Genomic DNA, 19,586 nt, shown 5'->3' on the forward strand with positions numbered 1-19,586 from the left:
TATTTGGTTTATAAAGCAATGTTAGACAAAACATAAACTTTAGTATTGTACTAGAGTCTATTTTGATTGTACCAAAGTCTAGCTTTTTAGAAAATGCTTGTAATAGCCATGATGGGGTGTGTATTAATAGGTAATTAAATACATATTTTAATTCTAAATCATTACATGAGATAAATGATAGAACCTTCCTCTCCGATATATGAGATAAACTTTAAAAGTATGATGATGTCTTTTTCCATCAAGCTTTCAGGCTAAACCTTCTTTTAAAATTGTGGATGGCTTGAATGCTTAACTATAGAGAGGATATTTTCGAAAATTCCATTTACTGTTTAATCAAGATGATGATTTATCATCAGCATGTTGATTCGGATTTTGAATGTATCTATTCTTAAAAAATATTTAGTAATCTGCTACTGAATATTTTTTAATCAGCTTTAATAAGTGTTATTTCTGCTAATGATGCTTTAGGATCTTTAGGGTTAAAGCCATTTAAGGCAACAAGTTTTAAGAACTTCACTGCTACAGGCTCTGGAAAAAGAATCGTCTTTATTTTATTATCATAACTGAAGGCACCTTCAACTAAAGACTTTTCCCATTTTTTACCATCATCACTAACAAATATGGCGTAATCTTTAATCCAGCTTGCTTTTTCTCCGGTATATTCAGGATCTCTTGCTGGAAGACAAGTAAGTCCTTTTAGTTTAGTAGGATGGTATAGTTCTAAAATAAGTTCATGCGGATAAGGAGAGACAGGGTCTTTGCCTTTACTCTGCCAAGAAGTTATCGGATCACCATCAATAGCATTTTCTGGTTTAAAGGTTTCTCTTTTCCCAACTGCATCAAAACTATCTGAAATGATACTGGCAATTTCAGGTGTAAAAAGCTTATCAAGTATTTCTAAATTCAGCTCTTGCGTGGGTTCAAATTTATCAGAACCGGCGTAATCGTATAAATTGCTTAAAAATTGGCGACAAGCAGCATCCTCAGGGGCTGCCGTTGGATCAAAACCACAAACTAAAAGCTTACCCTTACCAACTGTAGCTTCAAAAACAACTCCGAGTTTATGGTTTCTTTTAAAATTATCAATAACCTGAATTATTGGGCGATAAGCGGCCGGAGTACTATCTAAATTGAAAAAACGAGCGTTCTCCATAAGGTTAAACCATTGCCAATTACTTTGATTTTCAGTAGGAAATTTTGCAAAGAACGGTTCATCCGGATTACACAATAAGCCCATTGTATTTGGTCTTTGCGTAGGAAACCATATTGGGCTCCAAAAGACAGGTAAAAACCTGCCAGGCATAGAGGATTTGGTGTAAGTATGATGCGTAAAAAACACTACTTTTTTGCCACTTTCAAGCATTTTTTTGGCAACATCCCATCTGTTACATACCGTTACGGTTGATGGAGCTTCGGTTACAACTTTTGTTGGATATACCCAAATATCCCAACTGTTAATTGCTTTTACTCCATTTGTTAATGATACTGTTACCGTAAGCTTACAAGGAGCTTTTGCACTCAGTAAAGATGCTTGAATATTTCCTATAGAACTTAATTTTCCAGTTGGTAAAACATCAGATTTAAGATTTCCCTCATCTACCAAATGTCCTCGCTCATCTTTAATCTTCCAATGAACTTGTGCTTTTGATAAATCTGTAGAACCGTAATGTGCCACATCAATACTTGCATTAAAAGATTCATCTTGCGTATAAGTTCGTTTAGGCATACGTAATAGCGGGACAGTACTAGAACAATATTCACGAAACTTGTTAGGCGTAACAAAGCCTTTAGATTTCCAAAAAGCATCCAGAGGACCCACCAATGCAGTTCCTTGAGTTGGATAATCATGTAAATCTAGCAGTTGAAATCCTCCATATCCCGGAGTACGCAAATGAACTTCAATTTCTTCTTTATACAATAAGGTAGCAAATTTCCCGCTTGCTTCTACATATTTTGGTGCTTGGTCAAGAAGATTTTTTTTGTTAAGATCATCACGAATCATTTCAAAATTCTTCAACTCCATCACTCCATTCCATTTTTTTATTTCTTTAAAATCAGGATAATACATCCATTCTCCAATTTCATGACCTATTATTGGTATTTTCTCTTTAATAACAGCATTTCTTAAATCTCGAAAAGTACCAGGCCCAAATATCCCTCGGCCACCAACGGTTACGGTAAACTGACGATTTTGAGTCTTTTGTGCATTAGAAGGAGAGGAGTAAACATGACGAGAATCATGCGTTATAAGCATCTGAACCCATCGTGATAATACTTCATCTTTGCCACCATATTCATTACCTGGTGTCATTAAACAAAAGGATGGATGATTGCCATAGGTATCAACAATACGTTTTAACTCTGCTTCAATGAATTTATCTCTTTCAGGATTCTGACCTGCTGCCACATTGGCTTGTGGGGCTTCTGTTTGTACGATGATACCCTCTTGGTCTGCCGCAATAAATGCTGCCTCGGGTGGTGTCCAAGAATGAAAACGAATACTGTTTAGCCCGTACGATTTCATGATTTTATAGATACGCTTCCAAGCTTCAACATCAGTTGGTGGGTATCCTGTAAGTGGCCAAATCGAACATTCTAAAGTACCACGCAAGTAAATTGGTCTACCATTTAAAATAAATTGCGATTCTTTTATTCCAAACTCTCGCATCCCAAATTGAATATTACGTTCATCATCACCCAACCTCACCATAACCTTGCTCATATTTGGTGTAAACTCATCCCATAGTTTTGCAGTACTCATATCTATTTCTACTTCGGCCTGTCCTCCTTTTTTATCCCAATAGGCTTTAATGTTTTTTCCGTTGATATTCATCACACCACTATCTGCCCTGCCTGTTACATTGCCAATACCTACTTTTACCACTGCATTTTTTTTAGCAATATTCGGATAAACCTGTATATTATGAATCCATACTGGTGGTGTTGCATCTAATGCAATACGGCCGATAATGCCATTCATATTACCCCATGTACCACCAAAAAGTGCAGAAACGAAACGACCAAGATCTAGCTTTACCGTATTATCTACACAGATGGTGAGTTTATGTTTCCCAGGTTTAATATTTGTCCCAAATTCATAAGTATGAGGTGCTACAAGACTCTCCTGAGTTCCTAAGTATTGATCATCAATCCAGACTTTGGTAGTCCAACGACAACGTTCTAAAAACAGGCTGATTCGCTTTCCTTTCCAATTTTTAGGTATTTCAATCTCTCGTTGATAATAAACTGGTCCTGCATAATTAAACTTCCTGTAAGGTCCTTCAAGCGTAGCTGTTGCAGTATTTTTTGGTCCAATACCGGCATCATCAATAGTGCCGGGTAGACGAATTTTCCCCTTTAATGTTTGGTTAAAAGCCGGATAAGTTGCATCTGCAATTTCAAATCTCCATTGACCAGCAAGAGAAATAGATTTTTCTTTTGCTATAGCGTAAGAGCTAATGATGCAGAATAAAGAAAGTGAAAGAAGCAGTTTCATTTTTGATGGTTCTATACTTGGAAATTTATGTCTTAGAGCGGGTTAAATATACCCATGTAAGAACACTATTAACATGTACAATTAAATCAAAAAACTAGATTATTCAATCATGCTTACCAAGCTCTTAAACATGATGACATCATTTTTAAGATTGTTCTTAATGATAGAGACCTCAACATAAATTTGATACAAAGCAAGTATTAACAGAGTAATAAAGCGGTACTAACAAGTAAATTAAAAGGTCTTTATAGGGTTATTTACCCTGTTAAAAACGAGTTATGACCCTGTTAGTACCCTGTTAATACCCTGTTAGCACCCTGTTAAGTAGGGTATTTAACCAGTTTAGCTATAGAAGTAGAATTTCTTAATTGGTTATTGGAGTGATTAAATAATGCTATGTACTTTTTATAAATATCAATGGTAGACCCACGTTTGTCTACTTCTTCCTTCAATAATAATAGGTTTTCTTTTTGAAAACTTTTATTTATCTTTGTTATTCATGAATGTCATCAACCGTAGGACAATTATTTATTACACGGAAAAATATCCGCAAGCTAAAATGCAGTTGTTGGTTTGGTATAATGAGATTCTAAAACAAAGTTTTGGGAATTTCAACGAATTAAAAGCGGTATATGGTAATGCCAGTTTGGTAAATAACCAACGGGTAGTTTTTAATATCAAAGGTAATGATTATAGGTTGGTGGTCTCTATTAATTTTAGGCAGAATGCTTGTTACACTATTTGGTTTGGTACACATAAGGAGTACGATAAAATAGATGTAACAACGGTTTCTTACAATCTTAATTTATAAAGCAATGAACTGGAAATTGATAAAAACAGAAGAAGAACACCAAAAGGCAGTTGATAGGGCTATGGAAATATTCCTTGCGGAACAAGGTACGCCAGAAGATGATGAATTAGGTGTATTACTGCTTTTAATCAAAGATTATGAGGATAAAACTGTAACAATGCCCGAAATAGATGTCTTGGAAGTCATCAGAGATAAAATGAATGAACAAGGCTTAAAAAACAAAGACCTTGAACCGCTTATTGGCAGTAAAGGTCATGTTTCTTCTGTGCTTTCAGGTAGAAAGGAAATTACGCTGAGAACGGCTCAAAAATTAAGGGATTTCTTTAATCTACCAGCAGAATTATTTTTAAAAATCGGATAATTTAATAGTAGATGCTTATTTGGGCTTTAAAACAAAAAACTCTTAAAAGCAAAATTTAAATTAATGTACCATAAACTTTTTTATCAATTTAATATTTTCTGATGAGGCACCTATTCTCACTTCAAATTCGCCGGGTTCTACCGCCCAATTCATGTTTTTATCTAATAATTCTAAATCTTGCGGTTTAATAGTAAATGAAATTGTTTTTGTCTCATTAGGGTTTAGCGTTACTCTATCAAAACCACGTAATTGGCTTTCATAGGTAGTAACACTACTAAACATATCTTTGATATAAAGCTGAACGATTTCATCTCCTGTGCGGTTTCCGGTATTCTTTAAATCAACAGTAACTTTTAATTCCTCCTGACTGTTGATACGATCTTTACTTAATTTCAAATTAGAGTACTCAAAAGTTGTATAACTTAAACCATAACCAAAAGGGTACAGTGCACCGTTAACGCTGGTATTTCCATAACCATTATTTTTATCTGTACCAGAAGATTGGTTAGCCTGCGAACCCGGTTTAAAAGGGAAATTATACTCAATTTGTCCGGTAGTTTTAGGGAAAGTTATGGGTAATTTTCCTCCTGGGTTATAATCGCCAAACAAAGTTTCGGCAATGGCTTGCCCACCAAATGCAGCCGGAAACCATGCTTCTAAAATAGATGGAATGTATTTATTTGCCCAGTTAATGGTTAAAGGCTGCCCGTTAATTAAAACTAACACTATGGGTTTACCAGTTGCGTAAAGCACTCTTAATAATTCTTCTTGGCGGCCGGGTAAGTTTAAACCAGTTCTTGATTTACTTTCCCCAGTTTGATTTTCTCCTTCGCCTAAAACGGCAATAATGACATCGTTTTTCTTAGCCTCTTGTACTGCAAAGTCAATAGCTTTTTGTTCCTCAACAGTTAAAGGGGTAAAAATAATCTCGCTTTCGGGCCAGTTTGCATTTACAACCTCACAACCTTTGGCATAATTTACGTTAACTGTCTTTCCAATAAGATTATTTATACCGTCAAAAACATTAATTAAAGGGTGTCCGGATGGGCCGTATCTACTTTCTTGATAGTTTGACTCTTTGGCTAAAGGCCCTGTAATTAATATATTTTTGATTTTACTTTTATCTAAAGGAAGCAAATTACCTTCATTTTTTAATAGCACTAAAGATTGTTTTTGAATAGCTAAGGCAAGGTCTAAACTTTGCTTTTCGCCTACAATTTTATCAGCTAATCCTACATCTTTAACATAAGGGTTATCAAATAAGCCCAGTTCCATTTTAACTCTTAAAACATCAGCAACCCTATGATCTAGTGTTTTTATAGCCACTTTTCCTTCTGCTACCAATTCTCTTAATGGGAGAATATAATCCCCTGGATTGGTAAAATCTGTACGAACATTTAAACCTGCTTCAAAAACCTGACGAACGGCTTCTTTTTCTGAGTTTGCCACCCTATGTTTTGTAAAAACATATTCTACCGCTCTACTATCCGAAACTACGTAACCATTAAAATCATATTGCTGGCGTAGTAATTCTGTTAAAAAGTAGTAACTAGCGCTAACAGGTACTCCGTCATAATCGTTATAGCTACTCATAATACCCAACGGATTTGTTTCTTTAATTACTCTTTTAAAGGGATATAAAAAAAGCTTATGCAGTTCTCTTGGCGATACATGTGGATCTGTACGGGCATTTCCATCTCTAGCTCCTTTTGGTACACTATAAACTGCATAATGCTTTAATGTTGCTGCAATTCCTTCGTTTTGTATTCCAAGTACGGTTTGTTTTCCTAGCTCGGTAATTAAAAATGGGTCTTCCCCATAGGTTTCTACAACACGGCCCCAACGTGGGTCTCTGCTTACATCTAAAATTGGGCTGTAAATATTAGTATAGCCTAAAGCTTTACCTTCTTTTCCTATGATTTTTCCGGCCTTTAAGACTAAATCTCTATTCCAGGTGCTGCCTATCCCAATCGGAGCAGGAAATGGCGTAGCCTTGGTATGGGTTAGTCCATGTATACCTTCATTTGTAAAGTCTACTGGAATACCTAATCTGGTTTCTTCCACAAACCATTTCTGAACCTTATTTATGGCCTTTGCATGGTTACTAAACGGGTAGGTTAAATCGTTTTGATAAAAAACTCCTGTTCCTCTGCCGTTTAAGTGTTCATCTATATTAGCAATACCATCTTTCCAAATCTCATTTTTCCATTGTGGCGTTGGTAAGGAATCTTTTAAAACCCTAGGGTAGCCGTACAAAGTAGCAAGTTGATTGGTTTTTTCATTAATAGTCATCAAAGAAAGAAGGTTATTTATTCTATCGCTTATTTTAGCTTTTGGATTTTCATAAATATCCATTTTACCATTTTTATTAAAATCTACCCAGTCGTCATGATAAATTTTGATAGGTTTTTGTGCAGATAGTGGCAATATGTAAAAAAGTATTGCTCCAAGAGCTAATACTTTTTTACTCTTCAAAAAATTAAGAATCATTCTAAAAATTATTTAACCACAACCTCGATAGATTTTACAATTTTTTGCTCGCCATAAATAGTTGAGTTTCCTGCAACAAAAGTTGCTGTATAAGTACCAGGGGTAGTGTAGGTATAAGAAAAAACTTCTGGAGTTGGGTCTACATACCCTTTAACAGGGATGCTTAAATCAGGGCCTAAATTTTTTGAGCTTACATCAAATCCTTTAGAGATTGCCCAAAAGTAAGTTGTAAGCTCTCTGCCTGCGGTAGAATTATTGGCTCTTAAAAGAATGGTACTTGTTGATATGGAAGACCTAGAGGGGTCTATAATAGTAGCGTCTTGTACCAGTCTAAATCCTGCACCTCTATAATCTGCAAGTTGTAAATCTCCTATAGAAGTCCTTGAGTTTGCTACAAAATTTTGAACCGACCAAGATCTACCTGCTCCGTTAACTGTTTGTGGCAAAGTAGTGTACTTAAATGCAATGTAAATAAGTTTCCCATCTACAGCAAGATCAGATAAATCTGCAGAGGTAGGTAAAAAGGTTGCGTTAGTTGCTAAAGTATACCTAGATGTAATATCTATCCAAGTGGCTGCATTAACATCGGCTACGGTATAGTTTCCATTAAAGTCTGTAGAGGCTAAAACAGAAAATTGATTTTGCTGGGTTCCAAAATTAACATTAGTATTAAAAGAAACTCTTAAATCTCCTTTTTCTACTGTTCTACCTAATAAGAATTTATAATCATTTAATACTTCACCTGAATAAAATGATATGACATTAGATTTACCACTGAGTGTAAATTTCACAGGAACATTAGCTATTGCCTCTTCTTTTAGTTGTACATCAAATGTTGGTACTTCCACCTGAGGGTCTTTGGAGCATCCTGCTAAGAAAAAACCCAAAATACATATATAAATAATTTTTTTCATGATTGTAATTTTATTACCAGCCTTGGTTTTGTGTTAATAATTTATTTAAGCCTAACTCTCTGGATGGAATTGGCCAAACAGCATCTCTCTCTGTGACATTATTAAAAGCAGTAGCACCAAATTGCCTTGCTGCTGGTGCATTTGCAGTGAAATCTGCAGCTATACGTCTCATGCTAAACATAAAAATATTCCATCTTACCAAATCACTTTTTCTTAAACACTCAAAACTTAATTCTCTAGATCTTTCGTCTTGTATAGCTTCTTGGAACGTTGTTTTATCTAAACCACTTAAGTTGGCTTCGGTTAAATTGGTTGCCCCAGGCAATAATTTGCCATAAGCTCTGCCGCGTACTTGATTTATAGCATCGTAAGCTGCTGTAGTTGGGCCATTGTTTACTTGATTTTCTGCCTCAGCAAACATCAATAAAACATCAGAATATCTTAGAATAGGAAAGTTTTGATTGGTAAAGTTTTTATTTTTAGGAGATAACAACTCAAACTCTCTTCTAAATTTACCACAATCTCTTTCAAAAACTTGAGTACGAGTAAAAGGGACTTTAATTGAAGCTGGGCTCCAAGAAAAAGGAGCAATAGACCAATCTCTTCTTAAATCTGGCGAAGAGCCATCTGAATTTATTTGATATAGCCTAAATAGCTGGCCTGTAGTGGCAATAAATCCGTAAGTATAACCTAAAACTTCGTTATCTGTTCTTATACCATTATTTGCACCTACTCTGCCACCTTCTTGGTAGGCATCAACTCTGTTTCCCCAAAATTCTATCTCCCAAATACTTTCTTTAATATCGTATTTGTCTTGTGCATAATTGATGAAAATTTGACTGTAGTTAGGGTTTAATGCATGGGCTGCGGCAGCATCATCCATTACTTTTTTTGCCCAATCTCTTGCCTCTACATATCTATTCATATCATTAACCGGATGACCAGCCGCATATAAACAGGCTCTTGCTAATATGCCTCTTACAGCAGATTGATTAACTTTACCACCATAACCAACAACATTTATAGGTTTAACCATGCCTTCGGCTTTAGTCATATCTTCTATAATTTTATCATAAACTTGCTTTGCAGGTGTACGTGGAATGTCAGTATTTTCTGCATTTGGTAAAGACTCTAATACTAAAGGGACTGCACCAAAATTGCTTACTAATAATAAGTGATAGTATGCTCTTAAAAATAAAGCTTCGCCTTCAATAGCATCTTTATTTACCTGATTAATACTTTGTGCTTTGTTAATGTTTTCTAGCAATAAATTGGCTCTGTTAATGCCATTATAACATTGTTGCCAAAAGCTAGTTATATTATTATCTGATGGGGCATTACTATAAATGGCTGGTCCTGCTGTAATAACTCTCGTATAATAACCTTCATCACCATCTAAGCTCATTCTGCCTAGCATTAAGTCGCCGTAAAGAGCTGAACTGCCTAATGGGTCATAAACAGCGTTTAAAGCGGTGTTTAGTTGTGCTTCTGTCTCGTAATAATTAACTGGCGAAACAAAATCTTTTGGTCTGGTGTCTAAAAAATCACTACAAGCATTTAATGTTAACACCAATAATATAACTGCTATTATTTTTATCTTTTTCATAAAGTTCTTCTTAAAATTTTACGTTTATGCCAAACACTATTGTTCTTGCTCTTGGGTAAGATGAGAAATCAAAACCTGGCGTTAATGTGGAGTTTCTAACAGCTACCTCTGGATCAAAACCACTGTATTTAGTCCATGTGTAAAGATTTTGTGCAGATGCAGATAGGTTGATGGTTCCTAATTTTAATTTACTGGTTAACTTTCTAGGAAGGCTATAATCTAAAGAAACAGTTTTTAACCTTAGAAAAGATCCATCTTCTATTACTCTGCTAGAGTAGACACCATTTGGCCCTCTACCGTTTACCCCAGGTAAGGTATTGCTTGGGTTTGTGGGGGTCCATCTTTCTATATAGCTAGCAAACTGGTTGGTGCTATTGCTTAAACCAGCTTCAAATAATAGTCTGTTAGCATTATAAATTTGATTCCCGTAAGACCATTGTAGAAATACACTTAGATTAAAGCCAGCGTAAGAGAAATTATTAATAAACCCCCCTATATGTTTAGGTAAAGTACGCCCAATAACGGTTTGGTCGGCAGCATCAACAATTAAATCTCCGTTTAAATCTTTATAGCGTATTTCTCCGGGTCTAATATTTTGTCGTGGGTTTCCGTTTGTTGGTACACCCGGTTTTAAAAGGTAATTTCCAGGCGAAACCTCATCAAAATCAGTATATTGATAAATACCATCGAAAATAAAACCAAAGAATTGAGCAGCTGGTTCGCCAACTTTACCTACATACAAAAAGTTGTTTCTATAAATATTATCCCAAGGTAAACTGGATAATATAAAGTCTTGGTCTTTATTTAAACTTAGTATTTTGTTATCGTTAAAACTGATATTAAAATTACTTGTCCATTCAAATTTGCCTTTTTTAAGGTTTACAGTGTTTAAGCCAATTTCAAAGCCTGTATTTCTTACGCTACCAATGTTTCTAAATGCGTTTGGATAACCTGATGTAAAAGGAATATCAGCATTTAGTAAAAGGTCTCTGGTTACTTTATCGTACCAATCTAGCGTTAGCTCTATTCTGTTGTTTAGTAAAGCTAAATCGTACCCTATATCTAGTGAGCGAGTGGTTTCCCACTTTAAATCAAAATTACTTAGCTCGGTAGGTACAGCACCTAAAGCAGGTGTGCCATTATTGAAAGAGTAGGAGCTAGCAATTGGGAAATTAAATGCAGATACATAGGCATAATCAGATACTCTGTTATTACCTGCTAAACCATAAGAAACTCTTAGTTTTGCATCAGAAATAAACTTAATTTTTTTCATGAAGTTTTCACTACTCATTCGCCAAGAAAAAGCACCTGAAGGAAAGTAGCCCCATCTATTTTCTGGTGCAAAGCGAGAAGATGCATCGGCTCTCATGGTTGCCGATAGGTAGTATTTGTAGTTATAATTGTAATTTACTCTACCAAAAAACGACATTAAATTTGATACTGCTTGTGAAGAAACACTCGGCTGAGGTATGCCTAAATCAATACCGCTAATCCCTAGCGACTCTATAGGTATTAATATGCTAGATTGACCATAACGCTCGGTACTTTGCCCCTGTAAAGAGGTTCCGCCGATAATATTAAAAGTATTTTTATTGATTTTTTTATTAAATGTTAAGGTGTTTTCATTGCTCCAAATATTAAGGTTATTGTAAATAATGGAACCTTGTACACCTCTGATATTATTAGGAAGTAATGGTGTGCCACGCGAGGTTTTGGTGTTATAAAAATTATCGTTTCTAGCACTTCTATTGTTTAAGCCACCTTGTACTCTTAATACTAAATCTTTACTGAAATTATAGGTTGCAAAAGCATTGGTAATGATGTTGTTTGTTCTAACTTCACGTAATTCGTTTTTAGCGGATATAATGGGATTGATTCTATAATCGTTGTTTCCATCAATTTCATCGTCTAATAAATCATCAATATAATCTTGTGTTTCTGTACCCGGAGAAGGAACTGGTCTAAAACCCCAAGTTGCAAACATTAAAGCCGCGGTAGAAGAAAAGCCGCCACCGGTAGCTACATCTTGTCCGTTAGAAAGATTATTAGAATAATTGATATTTACACCTGCTTTTAGCTTTTTGTTTATATTTTGGTCTAATGAAATTCTACCTTGATACCTTCTAGATCCAGAATTAATAATTACCCCTTCTTGGTTAAAGATAGAACCTGATATAGCGTATTTGGTGTCTTTGGTACCTCCTCTAACAGATAGATTATGTATTTGTGTACTACCAGTTTTAAATAGTTCATCTTGCCAATCTATTTGAGGGCCGTTTCTATAATCCTCTAATGTTTTACCGCCAGCAACGTAACTAGGGTTTGATGGGTCTAAATCGCCAGGGGTATAAGCTACGGCAACAGAGGTACCTCTTTTTTCTATTTGATATTTAATATATTCGTAACCGTTCATCATAGGAATGGTTCTAATAATTTCATTAGTTCCAAAGCTAGAACTGTAATTTAATACAGGTGCGCCTTCTATTCCTTTTTTAGTTTCTATTACAATAACTCCGTTAGCTCCTCTTGCACCATATATAGCAGTAGAAGAGGCGTCTTTTAATACAGTTATAGATGCTATATCTTTAGGATCTAGAGAACTAGTATTAAAGTCATCTAAAGGGAAACCATCTACCACATATAGTGGTCCGTTTCCTTGGGTTAAAGAATTGGCACCCCTAATCACAATGCTTATTCCTTCGCTTCCAGGTTGCCCATCAGACGATGAAACTTGCACACCTGCAACCCTACCCGCTAAAGCTTGATCAAAGGATTGTACTGGTGCTTTCGCCAATTCATCTACATTAACGGTGGCAACAGAACCTGTTAAATCTTTTTTAGCAACTGAGCCATAACCTATAACCACTACTTCGTTAAGTGATTTAGACTCGGTATTTAAAACTACCTTGTAACTATTAGATTGTCCAATGGTTAATTGTTGTTTTTCATATCCTAAATAGCTAAAGTCTAATATCTTACTGGTTTCGGTAGATGGGATTTTTAGCGTAAAATTTCCATTTAAATCACTCACGGTACTAATTTTTGTACCTCTTAGTACAATGTTCACCCCGGGTAAAGTTTCCCCTTGTTCATCTACTACTTTTCCGGTTATTATCCTATCTGCTAGGTATAAGATTTTCTTATTATTGTTTTCAAAAGCAAAACTTGTTGCGTTAGAATAAAATAACAAGAGTAGGGCAAAACAGCAAGCTTTAGTCATCGCATAGGATAGGTCTTGTAAGCTCTTTTTCATTTTGGTTTGGTTAATTGGTTTAAAATAATTGGTTTAGTTTTCTTTTAAATTTTTGTAACGAAGCAAGGCTTCTAAAAAATAGTAATCGGCATAAATAATCGGTACATTAACTTCAGATTTTCTCGGCATGTTCCCCACGCTAGATTTTAATAGAAAATGATTGTTGGTGCCTGGTTTTGCTAAATACTTTTTGCTAGATAAAGTCTCTAACATTATTTCTGCTTCGTTAAAATATTTAGCTTTAAGTTTCTGATTACTATAGGTACAAAGCTCTAATAAAGCTGATGCCATAATGGCTGATGCTGATGCATCCTTTGGAGTAGGTTGGTATTGATTGGGGTCATAATCCCACTCAGGTACGTAGCCTTTCTCGCCAGTATTAAAATCCCAAAATGGAATTTTATCTTGAGGGAGTTTTGGATTATTTAAATAAAAATCGGCCATTTTTTGGGCGGTTACTAAAAATCTTTCGTCTTTAGTTTCTCTGTAAACAACGGTAAATCCATAAACTGCCCAAGCTTGCCCTCTAGCCCAAAGAGAATTATCTGAAAAGCCTTGCACCGTTTTGCGATCTAAAACTTCTCCTGTACGTTCATCATAATTAATCATGTGAAAAGAACTATAGTCTGGTCGCACATGATTTCGCATAGCGGTTTCGGCATGTTTAATGGCTATATCCCTATAAACTGGATCTTTTGTTTGATTAGAAGCAAAAAATAATAGCTCCAAATTCATCATATTATCAATAATTACCGGGAATTTCCAAGTATGCTTTTTGTTATATGATTTTCTCTCATCCCAAGATTTAATAGACTTTACTTGTGGAGAATATCTGCTGATTAAAGATTTTGCAGATTGAATAAGTATGGGACTAAATGTAGAATCTTTTGTTAATCTTAAGGCGTTTCCATAGCTGCAGTACATCATAAAACCCAAATCATGATGGGTATTGTTGTATTGATTTTTTTCTAAAGATTTTGTCCATTTTAAAGCGCTTTGTTTCCAAAAGTCGTCTTGGGTATATTCATAAACATACCATAAACTACCCGGCCAAAAGCCACCAGTCCAATCGTTAATACCTACTTGTTTAAGTTTACCATTCTCATCGGTTGAGCGTGGATAATAACTTAAATCTTTAGCCTCTTCTAACATTCCGGTATATTGTTTTACCGCTGTATCAAAAACACGATTAATAATAGAAGTATCTTTATGTTTAATAATAATAAACGAGCTTAATAAAATAAAAACAGTGGCCAGTAAAAGATTTTTAACTGTTGAAATAAGTTTTGTAGAAGGCATATTTTGGTTGATAGTGTTAAATTTTTTTGATACAGTTAGGTTAATAAATAGTAAAAAAATGCATTACTAATTCTAAGAAAGTTTTAAGTTTTACTATAGAAACTAAAAAAATAGGATTAGTAATTTGATGTTAAATTCACTAATTGGTTATCGCAATTTATATGATTCAATATTCTGAAAAACAGGGTTGAGGTGTTAATTTTATTGGTCAAATGTGCTTTTTTATGTGTTTATATCTATTAGATAACTTTTATACTATAATCGATTGTTTTTATTTTAATCATTAGAACATTATAGATGAGTTCTAAAATTTAGTCCTAAAAAGCTTCAAGAAAGTTTTGCAGAGTTCTCGAAGCTTTTTAATAGTTAATACAAATCGGTTAAGGATTAGTAATCTTAACAATCGCCCACCCTTCTGATTTTTTTAATGTGGCAGCAGGTCTAAAAACTACTCCTCCGCCGGATGTCTTTACCCAGCCAGTTTTCTCATCATTAATAGCACTATTGACAATATTAAATGAGGTTAAGTCTTGACTGCCTATTTTAACTTGGTTAACTGTCCATGTTCTTTGTGTAGGTTTTCCTTCAGTAGATTCGTTTCCAGTATATTTAAAGGCTATGTAATAAGTTTTTTTACCTTTAACTATTGCTTGTAAATCAATCTCTCCCGATTGCACTATTTCCTCACTTGTTGCTAGTTTTATATCATTCGCGATAGATACCCAGCTTGCTTTTTTTACAGATTCTTCGGTATATTCTCCGTTAAAATCTGTAGAAACAAGCACACTTAATTGATTTTCTTGCTTACCAAACCTAACCGAAGAAGAAAAAGAAAGAACTGGTTTTTCCTCTAGAGTCAGATAAATTAATTTGGTTTCGTATAAGTTGGTGTAGGGTATAATATTATTACTGAAATTTGTAGCTGTTAATGTAAGTGCGGTTACTGCTAAGCCAATATTTAAAGCTTTCATAATTAATTTATTAATGGTTTATAACAATTTTATTAGTAACTAATTTTCTTTATGGCTTGACTACCATTTAAGCTAAGCTTTACTAAATAAATTCCTTGTGAAAGTGCACTTGGATAAACTTCTATAGCATTGCTTCCTCGTACTAGTCTTTTATTAAACTGGTTAATAACTTTTCCGTTAAGATCTATCAAAGTGAAGGATGCGTCTACGTTTTCTTCGCTATTTATAGATGCAAAAACCCCGTTATTATTCCCTTTATAAACTATAAAATCGGTTTCGCTTAAATTAGATTTAACAATAATAGTATTGGATAATGTTGACTTATAATCAAAATCTACTTGGCGTAATTGATAATAATTATTTCCTTTAACTGGGTTATTATCTAAGAAATCGTAATTTATAGTGGTATTAGAGTTTCCCTTGCCATTAACTTTTCCTATAACTGTAGGTGTATTGTTTTGGTCTGATGATCTTAAGATTTCAAAATGAGAATTGTTACTTTCTGATGCTGTTTGCCATTTTAGCCTTACTTTACCTAATTCATTTTTACCTGTAAATTGGGTTAAAGAAACAGGTAAGGTAGAATTTGCTAGCTTCATGCTAATTTTACTTAAAATTAGGGTACCATCATTACTTGCAGAACCACTTGTTTGGCTATTATTGCCGGTAATAAATATAGAGTTTAGTGGAGAATCAGCAGCTAGTTGATTGGCAGGGAAATCATAATCTGTTGATACGGATGGAGTTGAGGCTGTCTTCAATACTCTTACACCATTTGCCCATATATGATAAGTTCTTGATGGTACTGTATAAGATGTACCGTCTCGAGTATAATCTTGGCTTGTTGAAGTATTATTACAAAGAATCTCAAAGGCATAATTTGTGCCTCTATTGAATTGGGTTGGTGTTGTGTTTAAAGATATTGTTGAGCCAGCATCTGGTTTAATCCTATAAAGTAAATCCATCTTGGTATTGTCAGTTGTATTTACAGAAAACCTAAGTACTCCAAAAATATCTGTATTAGAAGTTGTACCAGTTGATGCAACCCCAGAGCTACTTATAGCAGATGTAGAGCCCGAAGAAATTGCTAATACCCAGTCTGCTCTGGTTGCTGTATTATTTAAGAATCTAGCAGTAAAATAATATGCTGTTAATGCAGTAGCACCATCAACACCATACAAAGAAAATTTACCGATGGTACCTGTACTAGAAGCTTGAAATTGTAGACTATCTAAGTTAGTTGCTCCATTTTTCATTAATGTGAAACTAGGTGTCCCTCCGGAACCAATACCTACCCTAGCGCTTCCAGAAATGGGTTGAGGTAAAAATCCTGGGGTTGTGGGCGTAGATATGGAATTAGATGATGCTGTAGTAAAAGTACTTCCCGCATTTCCTGTTCCAGTACTAAAATCATATACCCAATTGTAATTGGTTCCACTTGTGATATTCCATGTAGCTTGTTGGGCATAAGCAGAACTTGTAATCAAAAAAATGATTAAATAAAGTAAGTGTCTTTTCATAATAATACTTAATTGATAAGGATTGTTTAACAATAAATTGGTTAGGTCTGTAAATGAAAAGGTAACATGAACAGATAGTTCAAAATTAGCTTTGTAGTAATTTTACATCCATGTTGATTGTATCCTATTGCTTAGATAGATGTATCATTTTTAAGTAAGGATGTTTAGAAAAGTGGTTTTAAAGCAGTTTAAAACTTTAGAGACTTAATTTATTTTACTTGCACCTAAATACCTTATCTGCAAAATCCATAAAAAAAATCCAATCCTTTAGCAGAAGATTATGTTCTCCATCACGTACATGATAAGCAACCTTGTCACTTTGGATGCTGGTATTTAAAGCAGGCATATTTTCAAGTAAACGTGTTTCTTTTTGGTAAAGCTGAAATGCAGGTAATGAATGATATAATGCTAAATATTGACCTTTAGGATCGCCCCATAAATCATCAGATGCCGCAGCAACATACAATGCTCTGGGAGCAATGAGTGCCATTAGCTGGTGCATATCTACAGGCATAGCATCTTCGTTGTTGTTGTAATTTTTATAATTTGAGCAAAACCAATGCGGATAACTTCTATTTATTTGTGCAACAGTTTCACCAAAACGTCGACGAGCTAGCGAAGCACCGCCACAACCAGCCTCATTACTACAGACCATTGCAAAGCGTTTATCCGTTGCGCCTGCCCATAAGGCTGCTTTTGCTCCGCGTGAATGACCAATTACAGCAATTTTGTTGGGATCTATGACTTTTTCCGTCATTAAATAATCTAAGCATCTACTCGCACCCCAAGCCCATGCGGCCAATGTTCCCCATGATTCGTTGCTACGCTTGGTGTCTAACAATCCATGAATACCGTTTTTGAAATCATCAAAATCATCAGTGTCCACATCCCCATTATAAAAAGCAGCTACGGCGTAGCCACGGGCAATAACTTCTTCGGCAGGCCAAAATTCACTTTTATTTACTCTATGGAAATCAATATTTTCATCAGGATTTCGATTACAAATCATCAGAAAAGCAGGGGAGGGCTTGGTTATATTATTGGGTATAAAAAGACCTAAGTGAATAGTTAATGACTTTGAATTAACCGAGAAGGTTATGTCAATTAGCTTGAGCGTGGCAGCGCCATCCATAGCATTTGGATCTACCCTGATAATTTTAACCTCTGTTTTAAATGGAGTGTTTGGAACACGACCATAAACCTGATTTGTAAAAAGCTCAAGAAGCTCAGGGCGACGAACTTTCTCCCATTCTATTTTATGTATAACTTTTATACCTTGTTGGGTTGTTAAAACTTCTGGCAAGGAATAGGCGGGTACCTTGTTCTCTAAATAATTAAAATTGGGTTTGCTTTTTGATAATTTATCTACCGTTGTAGGGCAAGCCTGCCAGCTTGTATTTTGCTGAGCTATAACTTGGGTAACAAAAAATATCAACAACAAAGAAAACATAAGTTTTCTTTGTTGCAATAAATAAGTAAATCGTTTAAAATAATTATCGGTAAAATAATCCATGATTAAGAATGTTCTTCGGATTTCTTCATGTTCTTTAAATCAATAATTAATCATCATTATTAAAAAATAAATAGTGTTTTTTTCTTGTTGTTAAATATTTATGAGCCTATATCTCATGTTTGAGTTCTAAAAGTTTGGTAAAGTACTATCTTTTAGAAATTTAGACTATATCAAATATAGCTAGAAAATAGACTCTATTGGACATATTTAATTAATAAGTAGTTTGTGAATTTGATTATCCACCCTCAGAACATACAAACCAGGTTTTAAAGATTGTGTATCTATTATAATTTGATTCAATCCTGTTTTAGACGGTTGCTTAATTTTTAAGCAAACTACTCCAAGCGTATTAATCACTTCAATGTTTACTGTTTTTTGTGATGGCGAATGATAATTTACAATAACCTTTTCTGAAGCAGGATTAGGATAAACGCCTAGGTCTGTTACCGCTTTAGGTTCTAAATTAGAAAGTACAATGTCTTTAATTAATTTAACCTCTGTATAATTCCCTTGGTTCAAAACAAAATCTAACTTTAAAGCATCAAGCGTATTAGTAGGGCTTACTGTGTTTCCACTAAATGGAGACGAACTTTCTAAAAAACGTAATTCTTTACGTAAAGTGATGCTAACATTGGATGGTGCAGCATTCCACGCTATAGAAGGTTCAGAAACATTAAAAGTATTCAAATCAGGATTAGCAATTCTAAGAATTAAGGTATCTTTCAATTCTTTTGTAATGATTAAACATGGATTTGAGACATTTTTGACATATCCAATATTTATATCAGATTCGCTTTCAAAAAAAGAATAAGCAGTTGAATTATTTGGTAGATATTTTACGATATGATATTTAAGTGTATTAGCCAAAACTTGGTAAACAGTACCTTGATTTATGTTGGTAGCTAAAGCTTGCATTTTAGCTGCTGTTGTACCGGGCACCACTACATACTGATAATTTGCATTATTTGGTGTTGTACCATGATTTATCCATGCTTTACTTGCATTTGCGGTTGCTGTAGTAGTTGGTGTATTGCTGGTATTAATAGGAGTTGTTTGCGATCCTCTAAAAACTTGTATTTGGTTATTCCCTGCGGGAATATAAAAACCTGTAGTTTGTCCGTTTACGATCCAATTAGAATTAGTTGTTTGTAAACTTGTTGTAGTGTTTGAAGTTGTAGGTGTTGATGAATTTAAATAAATAGCTGGGTTTGTACCGCTATGAATAGATTGGAAAAGATTAGTAGCCACATTACCATTACTTCCGTTTATTTTACTTCCTAAACACACCAAAATAGAATCAAAAGCAAAAACAGATTTTCTGAAGGTTAAATTGTTAGTTTCATATCTACCGC

General features: G+C 34.6%; 13 protein-coding genes. 2 read left to right on the top strand and 11 right to left on the bottom strand.

Annotated features, from left to right (window positions below):
* Positions 1-424: 424 nt before the first annotated feature.
* Both H510_RS18640 and H510_RS20690 read right to left on the bottom strand, forming a co-directional pair.
* Complete coding sequence (locus tag H510_RS18640; RefSeq protein WP_051291143.1) at positions 425-3,496, bottom strand: discoidin domain-containing protein; 3,072 nt, start codon at positions 3,494-3,496, stop codon at positions 425-427.
* 320 nt (positions 3,497-3,816) lie between these two features.
* Positions 3,817-3,948: a hypothetical protein gene (locus H510_RS20690; protein WP_425413800.1), complete on the bottom strand. Its 132-nt coding sequence runs from the start codon at positions 3,946-3,948 to the stop codon at positions 3,817-3,819.
* 47 nt (positions 3,949-3,995) lie between these two features.
* Between H510_RS20690 and H510_RS0109950 the strand changes: the two genes are divergently transcribed.
* Both H510_RS0109950 and H510_RS0109955 read left to right on the top strand, forming a co-directional pair.
* Positions 3,996-4,307, top strand: a complete 312-nt coding sequence (locus H510_RS0109950; RefSeq protein WP_036692518.1) for a type II toxin-antitoxin system HigB family toxin — start codon at positions 3,996-3,998, stop codon at positions 4,305-4,307.
* Positions 4,308-4,311: 4 nt separating this feature from the next.
* On the top strand, positions 4,312-4,668 hold the full coding sequence (locus H510_RS0109955) for a helix-turn-helix domain-containing protein (protein ID WP_026904191.1): 357 nt from the start codon (positions 4,312-4,314) through the stop codon (positions 4,666-4,668).
* Positions 4,669-4,728: 60 nt separating this feature from the next.
* Here H510_RS0109955 and H510_RS0109960 read toward each other — a convergent pair whose 3' ends face one another.
* The 9 genes from H510_RS0109960 to H510_RS0110000 all read right to left on the bottom strand — a co-directional run.
* A complete protein-coding gene (locus H510_RS0109960) occupies positions 4,729-7,143 on the bottom strand; it encodes a glycoside hydrolase family 3 N-terminal domain-containing protein (RefSeq protein WP_026904192.1) in 2,415 nt (804 codons plus the stop codon).
* 23 nt (positions 7,144-7,166) lie between these two features.
* The gene (locus H510_RS0109965) at positions 7,167-8,072 is read right to left on the bottom strand and encodes a DUF5017 domain-containing protein (protein WP_026904193.1); all 906 of its coding nucleotides are present in this window, start codon (positions 8,070-8,072) and stop codon (positions 7,167-7,169) included.
* A 13-nt stretch (positions 8,073-8,085) separates the two neighbouring features.
* Positions 8,086-9,678 carry a RagB/SusD family nutrient uptake outer membrane protein gene (locus H510_RS0109970; protein WP_026904194.1) on the bottom strand — a complete coding sequence of 531 codons (1,593 nt, stop codon included), beginning with the start codon at positions 9,676-9,678 and terminating at the stop codon, positions 8,086-8,088.
* Between the two features lie 10 nt (positions 9,679-9,688).
* Positions 9,689-12,931 carry a SusC/RagA family TonB-linked outer membrane protein gene (locus tag H510_RS0109975; RefSeq protein WP_245584816.1) on the bottom strand — a complete coding sequence of 1,081 codons (3,243 nt, stop codon included), beginning with the start codon at positions 12,929-12,931 and terminating at the stop codon, positions 9,689-9,691.
* Between the two features lie 33 nt (positions 12,932-12,964).
* A complete protein-coding gene (locus H510_RS0109980) occupies positions 12,965-14,230 on the bottom strand; it encodes a glycoside hydrolase family 88 protein (protein WP_051291144.1) in 1,266 nt (421 codons plus the stop codon).
* Between the two features lie 380 nt (positions 14,231-14,610).
* Positions 14,611-15,201 (bottom strand): DUF5017 domain-containing protein, encoded by a 591-nt coding sequence (locus H510_RS0109985; protein ID WP_026904197.1) that lies wholly within the window; start codon positions 15,199-15,201, stop codon positions 14,611-14,613.
* Positions 15,202-15,233: 32 nt separating this feature from the next.
* Positions 15,234-16,721 carry a T9SS type A sorting domain-containing protein gene (locus tag H510_RS0109990; RefSeq protein WP_155977931.1) on the bottom strand — a complete coding sequence of 496 codons (1,488 nt, stop codon included), beginning with the start codon at positions 16,719-16,721 and terminating at the stop codon, positions 15,234-15,236.
* Between the two features lie 214 nt (positions 16,722-16,935).
* Positions 16,936-18,234: a glucuronyl esterase domain-containing protein gene (locus tag H510_RS18645; protein WP_051291145.1), complete on the bottom strand. Its 1,299-nt coding sequence runs from the start codon at positions 18,232-18,234 to the stop codon at positions 16,936-16,938.
* A 207-nt stretch (positions 18,235-18,441) separates the two neighbouring features.
* Positions 18,442-19,586: polysaccharide lyase family 8 super-sandwich domain-containing protein (locus tag H510_RS0110000; RefSeq protein ID WP_026904199.1), on the bottom strand; the 1,145-nt coding region annotated here is incomplete at its 5' end.

The sequence above is a fragment of the Pedobacter glucosidilyticus DSM 23534 genome, from assembly GCF_000425145.1.
In the GTDB taxonomy this organism is placed as follows: domain Bacteria; phylum Bacteroidota; class Bacteroidia; order Sphingobacteriales; family Sphingobacteriaceae; genus Pseudopedobacter; species Pseudopedobacter glucosidilyticus.

Bases quoted from the DNA above. Each gene is read 5' to 3' on its own strand.
- H510_RS18640 (WP_051291143.1), bottom strand. From the start codon at position 3,496: ATGAAACTGCTTCTTTCACTTTCTTTATTCTGCATCATTAGCTCTTAC.
- H510_RS18645 (WP_051291145.1), bottom strand. From the start codon at position 18,234: ATGGATTATTTTACCGATAATTATTTTAAACGATTTACTTATTTATTG.
- H510_RS0109955 (WP_026904191.1), top strand. From the start codon at position 4,312: ATGAACTGGAAATTGATAAAAACAGAAGAAGAACACCAAAAGGCAGTT.
- H510_RS0109980 (WP_051291144.1), bottom strand. From the start codon at position 14,230: ATGCCTTCTACAAAACTTATTTCAACAGTTAAAAATCTTTTACTGGCC.
- H510_RS0109985 (WP_026904197.1), bottom strand. From the start codon at position 15,201: ATGAAAGCTTTAAATATTGGCTTAGCAGTAACCGCACTTACATTAACA.
- H510_RS0109975 (WP_245584816.1), bottom strand. From the start codon at position 12,931: ATGAAAAAGAGCTTACAAGACCTATCCTATGCGATGACTAAAGCTTGC.
- H510_RS0109970 (WP_026904194.1), bottom strand. From the start codon at position 9,678: ATGAAAAAGATAAAAATAATAGCAGTTATATTATTGGTGTTAACATTA.
- H510_RS0109950 (WP_036692518.1), top strand. From the start codon at position 3,996: ATGAATGTCATCAACCGTAGGACAATTATTTATTACACGGAAAAATAT.
- H510_RS0109965 (WP_026904193.1), bottom strand. From the start codon at position 8,072: ATGAAAAAAATTATTTATATATGTATTTTGGGTTTTTTCTTAGCAGGA.
- H510_RS0109990 (WP_155977931.1), bottom strand. From the start codon at position 16,721: ATGAAAAGACACTTACTTTATTTAATCATTTTTTTGATTACAAGTTCT.